The organism is Saccharopolyspora shandongensis, assembly GCF_900106995.1.
Classification (GTDB): Bacteria; Actinomycetota; Actinomycetes; order Mycobacteriales; family Pseudonocardiaceae; genus Saccharopolyspora; species Saccharopolyspora shandongensis.
The window spans coordinates 67,283-80,699 of sequence record NZ_FNOK01000026.1; the positions used below are offsets into that span (position 1 = coordinate 67,283).

Annotated in this window: 13 protein-coding genes; 8 read left to right on the forward strand and 5 right to left on the reverse strand. The window is 70.0% G+C overall.

Annotated elements, in window-relative coordinates:
- Positions 1-22: 22 nt before the first annotated feature.
- Complete coding sequence (locus tag BLW84_RS25350) at positions 23-520, reverse strand: Lrp/AsnC family transcriptional regulator (protein WP_093269729.1); 498 nt, start codon at positions 518-520, stop codon at positions 23-25.
- A 105-nt stretch (positions 521-625) separates the two neighbouring features.
- Between BLW84_RS25350 and BLW84_RS25355 the strand changes: the two genes are divergently transcribed.
- From BLW84_RS25355 to BLW84_RS25365, 3 genes are all read left to right on the forward strand, one after another.
- Positions 626-1,678 (forward strand): thiamine pyrophosphate-dependent enzyme, encoded by a 1,053-nt coding sequence (locus BLW84_RS25355; RefSeq protein ID WP_093269732.1) that lies wholly within the window; start codon positions 626-628, stop codon positions 1,676-1,678.
- Between the two features lie 201 nt (positions 1,679-1,879).
- Entirely contained in the window at positions 1,880-2,908 is a 1,029-nt protein-coding gene (locus tag BLW84_RS25360; RefSeq protein ID WP_093269735.1) for an alpha-ketoacid dehydrogenase subunit beta, read from the forward strand.
- On the forward strand, positions 2,905-4,143 hold the full coding sequence (locus BLW84_RS25365) for a dihydrolipoamide acetyltransferase family protein (RefSeq protein WP_093269738.1): 1,239 nt from the start codon (positions 2,905-2,907) through the stop codon (positions 4,141-4,143). Before BLW84_RS25360 ends, BLW84_RS25365 begins: the two co-directional genes overlap by 4 nt.
- Positions 4,144-4,252: 109 nt before the next feature.
- On the opposite strand, the gene BLW84_RS25370 is transcribed toward BLW84_RS25365, so the two are convergent.
- From BLW84_RS25370 to BLW84_RS25380, 3 genes are all read right to left on the reverse strand, one after another.
- Positions 4,253-5,170 carry an NADP-dependent oxidoreductase gene (locus BLW84_RS25370; protein WP_093269742.1) on the reverse strand — a complete coding sequence of 306 codons (918 nt, stop codon included), beginning with the start codon at positions 5,168-5,170 and terminating at the stop codon, positions 4,253-4,255.
- A 203-nt stretch (positions 5,171-5,373) separates the two neighbouring features.
- Complete coding sequence (locus BLW84_RS25375; protein WP_093269745.1) at positions 5,374-6,036, reverse strand: hypothetical protein; 663 nt, start codon at positions 6,034-6,036, stop codon at positions 5,374-5,376.
- Between the two features lie 52 nt (positions 6,037-6,088).
- Positions 6,089-6,772, reverse strand: a complete 684-nt coding sequence (locus tag BLW84_RS25380; RefSeq protein WP_218157459.1) for an SMI1/KNR4 family protein — start codon at positions 6,770-6,772, stop codon at positions 6,089-6,091.
- 300 nt (positions 6,773-7,072) lie between these two features.
- Between BLW84_RS25380 and BLW84_RS25385 the strand changes: the two genes are divergently transcribed.
- The 5 genes from BLW84_RS25385 (at position 7,073) to BLW84_RS25405 (ending at position 12,059) form a co-directional block, all read left to right on the forward strand.
- Entirely contained in the window at positions 7,073-8,029 is a 957-nt protein-coding gene (locus BLW84_RS25385) for an ATP-binding cassette domain-containing protein (RefSeq protein WP_093269748.1), read from the forward strand.
- 26 nt (positions 8,030-8,055) lie between these two features.
- Positions 8,056-8,805: an ABC transporter permease gene (locus BLW84_RS25390; RefSeq protein WP_093269750.1), complete on the forward strand. Its 750-nt coding sequence runs from the start codon at positions 8,056-8,058 to the stop codon at positions 8,803-8,805.
- A gap of 47 nt (positions 8,806-8,852) precedes the next feature.
- Entirely contained in the window at positions 8,853-9,512 is a 660-nt protein-coding gene (locus tag BLW84_RS25395) for a GntR family transcriptional regulator (RefSeq protein WP_093269752.1), read from the forward strand.
- 325 nt (positions 9,513-9,837) lie between these two features.
- Complete coding sequence (locus tag BLW84_RS25400; RefSeq protein WP_093269755.1) at positions 9,838-11,319, forward strand: NCS1 family nucleobase:cation symporter-1; 1,482 nt, start codon at positions 9,838-9,840, stop codon at positions 11,317-11,319.
- A gap of 23 nt (positions 11,320-11,342) precedes the next feature.
- Positions 11,343-12,059: an aspartate/glutamate racemase family protein gene (locus tag BLW84_RS25405; RefSeq protein ID WP_093269758.1), complete on the forward strand. Its 717-nt coding sequence runs from the start codon at positions 11,343-11,345 to the stop codon at positions 12,057-12,059.
- Between the two features lie 28 nt (positions 12,060-12,087).
- Here BLW84_RS25405 and BLW84_RS25410 read toward each other — a convergent pair whose 3' ends face one another.
- Entirely contained in the window at positions 12,088-13,287 is a 1,200-nt protein-coding gene (locus BLW84_RS25410) for a sigma-54-dependent transcriptional regulator family protein (RefSeq protein ID WP_093269761.1), read from the reverse strand.
- Positions 13,288-13,417 lie beyond the last annotated feature (130 nt).

Sequence of the window (13,417 nt, forward strand, 5' to 3'; positions counted from 1 at the left end):
GCCGCCAGGCGGCGGCGCGCTCTCACCGCTCGGGTTCGAACTCGTCGAAGATCAGCCAGGTGTGGCAGTTCCGGACCCCGGGCAGCGACTGGATGTGGTCGAAGACCAGGTTCCGCAGCGACAGGTTGTCCTCGGTCCGGACCCGCACCACGAAGTCGAAGTCCCCGGCCACCAGCGCCACGTGCTCGACGCCGCTGGTCGCGGCCAGCCGCCGGGACACCTCGGGCCAGGCGCCCTGCTCGATGGACAGGCCGATGAGGGCCGCCGTGCCCCGGCCCACCTTGACCGGGTCGACCCGCGCGTGGAAACCCGTGATCACCCCGCTGGAGATCAGCCGCTCCACGCGGCTGTGCGCGTTGGTGCGGGAGATGCTCACTCGCTCCGCCAGCGTGCGGACAGACATCCGCCCGTCCCGGCCCAGCTCCTCGACGATCCGCGCGTCGATCTCGTCCAGCGCCGGTGCCGATCGTCCGGACCGGCCGCCCCGCGAATCGATCCCGATGGACGTTTGGTCGACCATGTTGCTTCCTCGATGCCGTTCGTTCCGATTATCCCGCCATGACTTGTATCACGTGAGCGACTTGGCCGACCATCTCAAGCCAGTCGTCCTGAGGAGGTTTCGGTCGTGGAATGGCTTCCGTCGAGCAGCCCGGTGCGGCTGCTGGAACAGCCCGATCCGAAGTACCCGATGCCGGAGCCCGCCCGGCTGCTGGCCGCGTACCGGGCGATGGTGCTCGGCCGCCGGTTCGATGCGCAGGCCACCACGCTCACCAAGCAGGGACGGCTGGCGGTGTACCCGTCGTCCCGCGGCCAGGAGGCCTGCCAGGTCGGCGCGGTGCTGAGCATCGGCGCCGACGACTGGCTGTTCCCGACCTACCGGGATTCGGTCTCGCTGGTGGCGCGCGGCATCGACCCGGTCGAGGTGCTGACGCTGCTGCGCGGGGATTGGCACTGCGGGTACGACGTCCCGGCGACCCGCACCGCGGCGCAGTGCACGCCGCTGGCCACCCAGACGCTCCACGCGGTCGGGCTGGCCCACGGCGAGGCCCGCAAGGGCAACGACACCGTGGCCATGGCGCTGCTCGGCGACGGCGCCACGAGCGAGGGCGACTTCCACGAGGCGCTCAACTTCGCCGCCGTCTTCCGCGCGCCGGTGGTCTTCTTCATGCAGAACAACGGGTACGCCATCAGCGTCCCGCTCGCCAAGCAGTCGGTCGCACCTTCGTTGGCGCACAAGGGAATCGGCTACGGGATGCGCAGCGAGCAGGTCGACGGCAACGACGCCGCGGCGGTTCTGTCCGTTTTGGACAGTGCGGTGGCGCACGCCCGCGCCGGGAACGGCCCGTTCCTCGTCGAGGCGCACACCTACCGGATGGAAGCGCACACCAACGCCGACGACGCGACGCGCTACCGGCCGCCCGGCGAGGTCGAGCACTGGCAGCAGCGGGACCCGATCGGCCTCCTGGAGCGCCACCTGCGCGCCGGCGGCCACCTCGACGACGCGGCGGTGGAGCGAATCGCCGCGGAGGCCGAGGAGTTCGCCGCCGGGGTGCGGACCCGCATGCAGCAGGAGCCCGCGGTCGATCCCGAGGACCTCTTCCGGCACGTCTACGCCGAACCGACACCGCAGTTGACGGAGCAGCTCGCCCAGCTCCGGGCCGAACAGGAGGCGCTGTAAGCAGTGATTCCAAATGGGCTTGCCCGGCGGTGCAGGTAGCGGAACCTCAGACGCCGCCTGGACTCCGGGATCCCCGACTTATGTATGACCAATACACGGCGCTGGGGCTGTCCTCGCCAGACGACGCCTGAGAACCCGCGGCGGTGCGAGCTGAGTCCCACACCGCATGCGGCTGACGCCGCATCCTGAAAGGACCTCTAAATGGCACCGACGACCATGGCGCAGGCGCTCAACGCGGCGCTGCGCGACGCCATCGCCGAGGACGAGCGCGTGGTGGTCTTCGGCGAGGACGTCGGGCTGCTCGGCGGCGTCTTCCGGATCACCGACGGCCTGCAGGCCGAGTTCGGCGAGGACCGCTGCTTCGACACGCCGCTGGCCGAATCGGGCATCGCCGGGTTCGCGGTGGGCATGGCGATGGCCGGCTTCCGCCCGGTGGTGGAGATGCAGTTCGACGCCTTCGCCTTCCCCGCGTTCGAGCAGGTCGTCTCGCACATCGCGAAGATGCGCAACCGGACGCGCGGCGCGGTCGGCATGCCGATCGTCATCCGGGTGCCCTTCGCGGGCGGCATCGGCGGTGTGGAGCACCACTGCGACTCCAGCGAGGCCTACTACGCGCACACCCCGGGCCTCAAGGTCGTCGCGCCGGCGACCCCTGCGGACGCCTACTCGATGCTGCGCGAGGCCATCGACGATCCCGATCCGGTGGTGTTCCTGGAGGCGAAGAAGCTCTACTGGTCCAAACAGGACATCGAGCTGCCCGCGAAGGCGGAGCCCATCGGGCGCGCCGCGATCCGCCGGCCGGGCCGCGACGCGACGCTGATCGCCTACGGCCCCGGCGTGCCGCTGGCCATGGAAGCAGCCACGGCGGCCGAGGAGGAGGGCTGGGACGTCCAGGTCGTGGACGCGCGCAGCCTGGTGCCCTTCGACGACGAGACGATCATCGAGGCCGTCCGCAGCACCGGGCGTTGCGTGGTGCTCCAGGAGGCTCCCGGATTCGCCGGTGTGGCAGCGGAAATCACCGCGCGCGTGCAGGAGCGCTGCTTCCACTCGCTGGCCGCGCCGGTGCTGCGCGTCGCGGGCTTCGACGTGCCGTACCCGCCGCCGAAGCTGGAGCACGTGCACCTGCCCGGCGTCGACCGGATCCTCGACGCGCTGGACCGACTGCAGTGGGACGACCAACCGGACGCGAAGTGGCTCGACGGAGCCTGCAACCAGGAGGACGCCGCATGACGCGCTCGGCGGAGTTCGCGCTGCCCGACCTCGGAGAGGGCCTGACCGAGGCGGAAATCGTCCGCTGGCACGTGGCGGTCGGCGACCGGGTGGAGGCGGACCAGGTCGTCGTCGAGGTGGAGACCGCCAAGGCGGTCGTCGACGTGCCCTGCCCGCACGCGGGCGTGGTCGTGACGCTGCACGGCGCCGCGGGCGACGTGCTGGCCGTGGGCGCGCCACTGACGACGATCGCGTGCGAGGACTCGCCGCACGAACAGCACCGCACCGAGGAGCGGGCCGGTTCGGGCAACGTGCTCGTCGGCTACGGAACCGGCGGAACGGCCACCCGCCGACGCCGCCGGGCACACACCTCGTCGCGCACGCTGCGAACCGCGGAACCGCAGAACGCGCCCGCTCCCAACGGTGCGCCGCGCGTGCTCTCGCCGATCGTGCGCCGGCTCGCCAAGCAGCACGGCGTCGATCTGTCCAATGTGGTCGGAACCGGGCCGAGCGGAGTCATCCTGCGCCGCGACGTGGATTCCGCGGCACGTCCCGAGCCGCCCCAGCGGGACGGCGAGATCCGCACGCCGCTGCGCGGCCTCCGCGGCGCCGTCGCGGACAAGCTGGCCCGCAGCCGCCGGGAGATCCCGGACGCCAGCACGTGGGTGGACGTGGACGCGACCCGCCTGCTGGAGGCCCGCGCGCTGCTCAAGGAGCGCGCGGACATCAGCCTTCTTTCGCTGATCGCCCGCTTCTGCGTGGCGGGCCTGCGGCGGTTCCCGGAGCTCAACGCCTCGGTGGACACCGAACGCGGCGAGATCGTCCAGTTCGGGCACATCAACCTCGGCTTCGCCGCGCAAACACCACGTGGCCTGATGGTCCCGGTGGTCCGCGACGCCCACGAGATGAGCACGGCGCAGCTCTCCGAAGCGATCGCGCACCGCACCGGCCTGGCCCGCGCGGGAGACCTCGAACCCAAGCACCTCACGGGCGGCACGTTCACGCTCAACAACTACGGCGTGTTCGGCGTGGACGGCTCCACCCCGATCATCAACCACCCGGAGGCGGCGATCCTGGGCATCGGCAGGATCATCGACAAACCCTGGGCCCACCGGGGAGAGCTGGCCCTCCGGAAGGTGACCCAGCTGTCCCTGACGTTCGACCACCGGGTCTGCGACGGAGCAACGGCAGGAGGCTTCCTCCGCTACATCGCGGACTGCACCGAAAACCCGATCACGGCCCTCGCCGATCTCTGACCACCCGGAGGTGTCCGGATTCCGCCCAGAACCGGTCGGCGTCGGGTCGGGTGCCGATCTCGTCAGCAGGGTGTCGGCATGACGGCGCTGTTGGCCTATTCCAGGGCGCTCAGGGGCGCACGCGAATGACGGTCTTGCCCTTGCGCCGCTCGGTCGGGTTGAGCGCGGGGACGGCGTCGTCGAGGATCGCGACGGTTCCGATGTGCGTGCGAAGGCGCCCGTCCCGCACCCGGTCGACGATCTCCACCAGCTGACTCGGAACGGACTCGACGACGAAGTCGACCGCGAGGCCGTCGACAGGGCGAGCCTCAGCAGGCCCGACCACCGACACCAGCGTCCCGCCAGGCCGGATGATGCTCGCCGAGCGCCTTTGGATGTCACCGCCGATGACATCCAAGACCAGGTCGACCCCGCCGATGTCTTCGAGATCGTCGTTGTCGAGGTCGAGGAACTCGTTCGCGCCGAAGTCGCGCGCCGCCTGGCGGTCCGCCGCCCGCCCGGTACCGATGACGTAGGCGCCGAACTCCCGGGCGAGCTGCGTCACCACAGATCCGACCGCGCCGGCGGCGCCGTGTGCGAGGACGCTCCGCCCCGCCTGAAGACGACCGTGCTGGAACAGGCCTTGCCATGCGGTCAGGCCGGAGATCGGCAGGCTCGCACCCACCGTGAAGTCGACGTTCCCCGGCAGCGGCGCAAGGTTGCGCGCCTCCACGGCCGCGTACTCGGCCAGGGTCCCATCGCGGTGCCAGTCCGTGATCCCGAACACCCGCTGGCCCAGCGAGAGTCCCGTCGTGCCGTAGCCGAGGGAGGTGACCACTCCGGCGAACTCGTGGCCGATGATCGCCGGGGCTCGATCGTGACCGGAGCGATCGACCCACGTCGAGGGCCACTCCCACTCCGCGGGGACGAAGCCCGACGCATGGACTTCAACGACGACGTCGTTGATCGCCGGCGTCGGCTCAGGCCGCTCCGCGAGTGTGATCCCGGCTGCTTCCGCGGCCTGATCCGTCGCGACGATTGCCTTCATCGGTACCTCCGGATATCTCGTGCTCGTCTGCTCCATGCGCCGGTCTGCGACTGTGCGTGGTCCTCGTCGAGCTCCGGTCGGGCTCGACCCGTTTCAGGGGTCCATTCGTCCGTGGTGACGGACCTCGTAGCCGTTCTGCTGTGGGCTAGTCAGCCCACTTCATGCAGTTGACAGGGTCGCCGATTCCGGCCGCGCAGGCCCGGTCAGGATTCCGGGGATTCGGCTGTGGCGTGGTCGTAGTAGCCGAGGACTCCGCGGGCTCCGTGGAGGGCGAAGTCCGCTTCCGGGGTTGCCGGTTTTCCCGCCGTTTCGATGATTTCGCGCATCGTCACGTTCACCAGGTCGTCGAGCGATCGCCAGCGCGCCGCCGGGTCCGCGCTCTCCCGCGCTTCCTGGGCGAAGTCCTCCTCGCTGCGGCGCAGTCCCTCGCGCAGTTGCCGGATCAGCTTCATGAACGTGCCGTGGCCGCGCCCGGGCACCAGGTCGTCGGCTCGGGACGACAGCAGGCCCGCCATGTAGGTGATGTCCTCGACGTGGTCGCCGAGCCACTTGCGGCGGCGGTAGATGCCGCCCAGCTCCGGCCACCGCTTGCGGGCCGCCTGCCGGGACCGGCCGGTGACCGTGCTCAGGTCCGCGAGGCTCGCGCCGAGCCACACCGTTTCCGCCGCCGCGGCGGCGGTGTTGCGCCCCGCCGCTTCGGCCATCAGCTCCTCCGCCTCAAGCGCCGCGCGGAGTTTGCTCAACGCGACCACCCGGCGTTCCTGCTCGTCGCCGAAGTCGCTGCCCTTCGGGCCCGGGTCGATCGCCTCGACCGGCACCGCGTCCGCCATCTGCCGCACCAACCGCTCGGCCTCTTCCGCCGACATATCCAACCTCCTTGTAAACCTTGGGTTCACAGTATCAGTGTGAACCCAAGGTTTACAACCGGGCGGACTCAGTCGTCGGCAGCGTCGTCCCGGCGAACCACTCCATGAGCCGTCGGCTGGCGTGGAACAGTTCGGCGAAGCTCGCGAACTCCTTCAGCTCGCCGTACTTGGGCTCGAACAGGTAGGCCGCCCACTCGCCCTCCGGGCCGACCTCGGCAGGATCGAGGAACCAGAAGTCCTCGCCTTCCGCGACGTCCAGCGACCGCCGGAACAGCACCGCGTACTCGTCGTCCGGATCCTCGCCGTAGAGGTCGATGAGGTTCGCGCCCCCGCCGGTGTCGCGCATCCAGGGAATGCGTTCGCACGACCAGATGAGCTCGATCCACCCGCCCACGCCGTTCCACCCGTCGCTGGCCAGCAGGAAGGCGCGATAGCTCGGCGGGAACCGGACGCCGAGCCGCTTCTCGGCCGCCAGCACGGTTTCCTCGGCGGCCGGCTCGTTCCCCATCCAGTTCTGCCCGGAGTCGAGCTCGTCGTCCTCGGCGGCCCGCAGGTACAGCTCGTTGTACTCGCGCAGGTAGCCGCGCCACTCCTGTGGCGTGGTCAATGCGGGAGCGCTCTCGTCGATGTCGCCCATCTGCTCCTCCAGCACCGGTTCAACATCAGGTCCGGCCAGGAAATCGTGCAGAACGATCCGCGCGGGCCGGGACTTGAGCAGCACTGCACGTTCAGGCATCCGCACGGGCCCCATGAGGCTCCGGGACTCGCAGCAGAGCCGTAAACCTCGGGTTTACACCATAATTCGTCCGGGAAATTCCGAAAATGGCCGCCGACCTGCGAATTCGGCCGCACGCAGAACCCTGACCGAGCGCACCAGACACGGCGTTCTCACAGGTCAGAGCAAACATGAAAGTAATGTTCACGTTTGACCGCCGGGCTCGCCGCGCGCCAAGATCGGTCATCTCACCCGAAACCCCCGAACCGGGGTTTCTTCGTCATGCCCATTTCCAGGGAAAACGAGCAGAAGGAGCCATCGATGATCCACGCCCGCGGCCTGACCCGCCGGTTCACCGTCAAACGCCGGCCCGTCGACGCCGTGCGCGGCCTGGACCTCGACGTCGAGCCCGGCCAGCTGGTCGCCTTCCTCGGGCCCAACGGCGCCGGCAAGTCGACCAGCCTGCGGATGCTCACCACGCTGCTACCGCCCACGTCCGGAACGGCCACCGTCGCGGGGCACGACATCATCACCGCCCCCGCCGCGGTGCGCGCCCGCATCGGTTACGTCGGCCAGCGGAGCAGCGCCGGCGAGAACTTCCGCGCCCGCGACGAGCTGATCACCCAGGGCCGCAGCTACGGCCTGACCCGCCAGGACGCCCGGCGCCGCGCCGACGAGGTCCTCGACCTGCTCGACCTGACCCCGCTGGCGGCCCGCAAGCCGGGCACGCTCTCCGGCGGGCAACGCCGCCGCCTCGACATCGCGATGGGCCTGGTCAACCGCCCGGCACTGCTGTTCCTGGACGAGCCGTCCACCGGCCTCGACCCGCTCAGCCGGGCCAACATCTGGGAGCACGTGCTGCGGCTGCGCGAAGAACACCGCACGACGCTGCTGTTCACCACGCACTACCTCGACGAGGCCGACAGCATGGCCGAGCGGGTGGTGATCGTCGACCACGGCCGGGTCATCGCCGACGGCACGGCCGAACAGCTCAAGGCCGACCTCGCCGGCGACCGCATCACCATCACCGTTTCCCGCCCGGACGCGGCACCGGCGGCCGAGACCGCGGCCCGGCTCGCCTCCCCCGACGCCGTCACCGTCGACGGCCAGGCGGTCCAGATCCGGGTGCCCCGCGCCGACACCGCGCTGCCGGAATACCTGCGCGCCTTCGAGGAGACCGGGATCAAGGCGATCGCCGCCGAAGCCGCGCGCCCCACCTTGGACGACGTCTTCCTCGCGCTCACCGGCCGAAGCCTCCGCGAAGGCGACGAATCCTGAAACCCCACCGAGAAGAGGACCGATCGATGCAGTTCTTCCGCGACACCGCAACGGTTTTCGCCCGGGAGTTCACCCCGGCGCTGCGCGAGCCGATGGTGATCCTGTTCAACATGGCGCAGCCGGTGCTGTTCCTGTTCCTGTTCGGACCGCTGCTGGCCGGCACCTCCGGGTTCGAGGCCGCGCCGTGGCAGTGGTTCGTGCCGGGCATCCTGGTGATGATGTGCCTGTTCGGCCCGATGATGGCCGGCTACAACCTGCTGGTCGAGCTCGGTACCGGCTCGATGGAGCGGATGCTGGTGACGCCGCTGAACCGCTCGGCGATGCTCGTGGGCCGGACGCTGCGGGAATTCGCCCTGCTGCTGGTGCAGGCGGTGCTGCTCATCGCCCTGTCCGTGCCGCTGGGCTTCCAGCTGCACGCCGCCGGGGTGGTAGCCGGGCTGGCCCTGCTGCTGGTGTTCGGCGTCGGGCTCGGCTCGCTGTCGTTCGTGCTGGCGATCGCCGCGCACCCGGGCGGCGAGCTGTTCTACGCGATCACGCAGCTCTTGCTGTTCCCATTGCTGCTGCTGTCCGGGGTGCTGCTGCCGATGGACTTCGGCCCGGCGTGGCTGCAGGTCATCGCGCAGTTCAACCCGGTATCGCACATCGCCGACGCCGAGCGGGCGCTGTTCTCCGGGCAGCTCGCGGACCCGTCGGTGCCGTACGGGATCATCGCGGCGGGCATCATCGCCGCCGCCGGCCTGTGGCTGGGAACGCGTGCCATGAAGCGCGGCATCTGAACCCGCCTCGCCTAGGCTGGGGGCAGCGCGACCTAGGAGGAGGAGCCGTGTCGGTCACCGGTAAGCAAACCGCGGATACCCGCGTCCCCCTGCGCGATCAGGTGCGCCGGGAGCTGCAGGACCGCATCGCCGATGGCCGGCTGCGCCCCGGCGACCGGATCTTCGAGCAGGAACTCGCCGCCGAGCTCGGGATCTCCCGGGTTCCGGTGCGCGAGGCGATCCGGATGCTGCAGAGCGAAGGATTCGTCGACGTGCTGCCGCGTCGCCGGGGCGTGTTCGTCCGCGGCCTGGACCGCCAGCAGGTCAAGGAGCTGTTCGAGGTCCGCGAGGCGCTGGAGGTCTACGCCGCCCGGCTGGCCGCCGAGCGCGCCGAGGCCGAAGAGGTGGCGCGGCTGACCGACCTGGCCCGCAAGGCGCGCGAGGCGCACGAGGCCGGTGATGTCAACGAGATGTCCGACGCCAACGCCAACTTCCACGACACGCTGGTCGGGCTCGCGGGCAACGACCTGTTGGCGTCGATGCTGGAGCCGCTGCACAGCCGGCTGGCCTGGCTGTTCCGGATGAACCTCGAACCCGAGCGGGTCTGCACCGAGCACGAGGCGCTCCAGGCCGCGATCGCCGCGGGCGACGCGGACCGCGCCGCGGAGGTCGCGAAGCAGCACGTGCTGTCCAGCCGTCAGATGGTCCTGGAACGCATGCTCTTCTGACCCACTGCTCCGGCAGACGGCGACGAGCCCTCGACGTTCCTCTCCGGAACATGCCGCAACGGCGTCCGCCCCGCGCCGACCTCGCTGTTGGAGATTCCCGGACACCGGATCCCTTGTGCCACAACGGCACGGGGGATCCGGTGTGTTTGCCGGGAAAGCCGCGCTCGGCAAAAATTTCGGTATACGAACGACCCCGAACAACTCTTGACCGGCGGATCAGCCGGGCCTACCTTACGTATACATATTCTTATACTTCCACATCGTGGAATAAATAGGAAATTCAAGGTAGCCGAATGTTTCAATGTGGAAACCCGGGAGCAGCCTTATGACCGCGACGGACAACCGAACTGCCACGGATCCGCCCGGCTCCGCCAGCACCACCCTGTACAGCTATGACCTCGCCCCGACGAAGAAGGAGGGGCGCCGCTGGGGCGCCTACAACGTCTTCACGCTCTGGGCCAACGACGTGCACAGCCTCGGCAACTACGCGTTCGCCATCGGCCTGTTCGCGCTGGGCCTGAGCGTATGGGGCATTCTACTGGCCTTCGTGCTGGCCTCGGTGTTGTTGTTCCTGCTCCTGACGCTGTCCGGCTACATGGGGCACAAGACCGGCGTGCCCTTCCCGGTCATGAGCCGCATCGCGTTCGGCACCAAGGGCGCGCGGATCCCGGCCGCCGTCCGCGGCATCGTCGCCATCGCCTGGTTCGGCATCCAGACCTACCTGGCGTCCGCCGTGCTGAACGCCCTCCTGGTGGCCATGTTCCCCAGGCTGCAGGTCCTGGAGACCTCGTCCGCGCTGGGGCTTTCGACGCTCGGCTGGATCACCTTCCTCGCGCTCTGGGCCATCCAGGTCCTCATCGTCAGCTACGGCATGCACGTGATCCGCAAGTACATGGCGATCGCCGCGCCGACCACCCTGATCACGATGTGCGCGCTGGCGATCTGGATGTTCGTCCGCGCCGGCGGTTCCATCTCGATCTCCACCTCGCAGCCGCTCACCGGCGGGGCGATGTGGCTGCAGATCCTGCAGGGCGCCGCGCTCTGGGTAGTGATCTACGGGACCTTCGTGCTGAACTTCTGCGACTTCACGCGCTCGGCCAAGAGCCGGAAGTCGATCATCGGCGGGAACCTGATCGGGATCCCGGTGAACATGCTCTTCTTCGCCGGCATCGTCGTCGTCCTCAGCGGCGCGCAGTTCAAGCTGGACGGCCGGGTGATCACCAGCCCGACCGACATCGTGCAGACGATCCCCAACCTGATCCTGCTCGCGAGCGCCTCGATCGCGCTGATCATCCTGACCATCGCGGTGAACCTGATGGCCAACTTCGTGGCGCCGATCTACGTGCTCGTGAACCTCTTCCCGCAGAAGCTGAACTTCCGCCGGGCCGGGTTGGTCAGCGCGGCCATCGGCCTCGTCATCCTGCCGTGGAACCTCTACGACAACCCCGTCGTGGTGAACTACTTCCTCGGCGGCCTCGGCGCGCTGCTCGGGCCGATCTTCGGCGTGATCATGGCGGACTACTGGCTGCTGCGGAAGGCCCGCGTCAACGTCCCGGACCTCTACACCGACAACCCGGACGGCGAGTACCACTACCGCAACGGCTACAACCCCAAGGCGGTCTGGGCGTTCGTGCCCGCCGCCGCGATCTCGGTCATCGTGGCGCTGGTGCCCGTCTTCGAGGTCGTCGCCGGGTTCTCCTGGTTCGTCGGGGCGATCCTCGGCGCGGCCATCTACGCCGTCATCGGCGACCGCAAGCCGGAATTCCGCGACGTCGACGGCGAAGCCATCGCCGTGGCCGCCGAGTGAACAGCTGATCAATGAGGGGAAACATGAGGATCGTCGTCGCCAACGTCAACACGACCGAGGCGGTCACCGAGGCAATCCGGCAGCAGGCCGTGAAAGTCGCCTCCGACACCACCGAGATCATCGCGGTGACACCGGATTTCGGGGCCGGCTCGGTGGAGGGCAACTTCGAGAGCTACCTGGCGGCGGTGGCGGTGATGGACCGCGTCAGCCGGCTCGAAGAACCCTTCGACGCGGTGGTGCTGGCGGGCTTCGGCGAGCACGGCAAGGAAGGGCTCGCGGAGCTGTTCGACGTGCCGGTCGTCGACATCACCGAGGCCGCCGCGCACACGGCGTGCCTGATCGGCCGCCGCTACGCGGTGGTCACCTCGCTGCGCCGCACGCTCGGCCAGATCCACGACCGCCTCCAGCTGACCGGCCTGACGGGCCGGTGCGCAGCGTTGCGCGCCGCCGAGATCCCGGTGCTGGAGCTGGAGGCCGACGAGGACCGGGCCGCGACGCGCATCGTCGAGGAGGCGCGGCTGGCGGTGGAGGACGACGGCGCCGACGTGATCCTGCTCGGCTGCGCCGGAATGGCGGGCCTCGCGGAGCGGGTCGAGGAGGAGGTCGGCGTCCCGGTCGTCGACGGGGTCGCCGCGGCGGTGAGCCTGGCGGAGGCGCTGGTGAACCAGAACCTCAGCACCTCCAAGCGCGCCTACCCCACGCCGCAGCCCAAGCCCCTCAAGGGCTGGCCGCTGGGATGAACTACCGGCGGTCCACCGCGCCCCGGGATCACGACGGGCCCGGCGCGCGGTGGACCGCCAACCTGACTCCGTCGGCCAACCGGTAGGGCCTGGTCTCCACCAGGGTTCCGTGCAGGCGGCGCAGTCGCGACACCTCCGCGCGGACGGTGACGAGGTGCTCGGTGTCCCCGAACAGGGCCCGGCTGAGCGCCTGCGCGGTGAGGCCGGCAGGGCCGGCGGAGTGCAGGAGCGCGAAGATCTCGGCGTGCCGCTTGGTCAGCGGGCGGTGCCATTCGGCGTCTCCGGAGCGCAGGCGCAGCACCGGCGAGCCGGACAGGTCGAGGTCGAGCAGCACCGTCCGCCCGCGATCCGACGGCCGGATCAGCCAGCCGTCCGCCAGCCGCTCGGGAATGCAGGCCCCGACGCCGGGAACCGCGATGACCTGGCCGTCGGCCGGCGCGGCGATCCGGTCCCCCACCGCGATGCCCGAACTGTGCGCGACCCAGCCGTCGTCGTCGACCAGCAGGGCCGGCCCGGCGGCCGCGGCCAGCAGCGGCTCGGCCGACCGCCGCAGCCGTTCCAGGCCCTGCCGGTGGCCGCGCCAGAGCTGGGACTCGGCGAGCCGCCGAGCCGTCTCGACCAGGGCGCCGATCGCCGGATGCAGGGTCAGGGCGGGCCCGCTGACGTCGACGACGCCCAGCAGCGCACCGGTGCGCGGGTCGTGGATCGGCGCGGCGGTGCAGTACCACGGATGCTGGCCCTGCTCGAAGTGCTCGCCCGCGAGCAGCTCGACCGGCGCGGCCTCGGCCAGCGCGGTGCCGATCGCGTTGGTGCCCACGTTCGCCTCGGTCCACTGGGCGCCCGCGCGGAAACCGAGGTCCTCGGCCCGGCGCAGGACCGGCGACGCGCCCTCCTGCCAGAGGATGACGCCATCGGCGTCGGTGACCACCAGCAGCAGCGGCGAGGCGTCGGACACCGCCCCGATCACCTGCCTGAGTTCGCCGATGACGTTCCGCAGCGGCGATCCGTGCCGCCGCCGCGCGAGTTCCTCCTCAGCCAGGGCGGCGCGGACGTTGCGCCCGTCGGCGGTGAGGCCGAGCCCGAGCACGCGCGACCAGGAGCGGGAGACGAGGGCGCGAGGCCGCAGGTTCGGCCGAGTTCCGGAGATGACGGCGTCGTGCATCCGCACCAAGTCGCGGGCGTAGTCGGGCAGGTGCCGACCCGGCGGGACAGCGTGCGGAACGCTCACCGGTCCACCTCCCGCGACATCGCTCTCACGGCGATGATATGTGGCACCGGTCACTGCACGCGATAGCCGAGCCGGAATGCAATTCCCTGCAACCCTTGCCGACCACTTCCCGAGGGCGTGTGATCTGCGT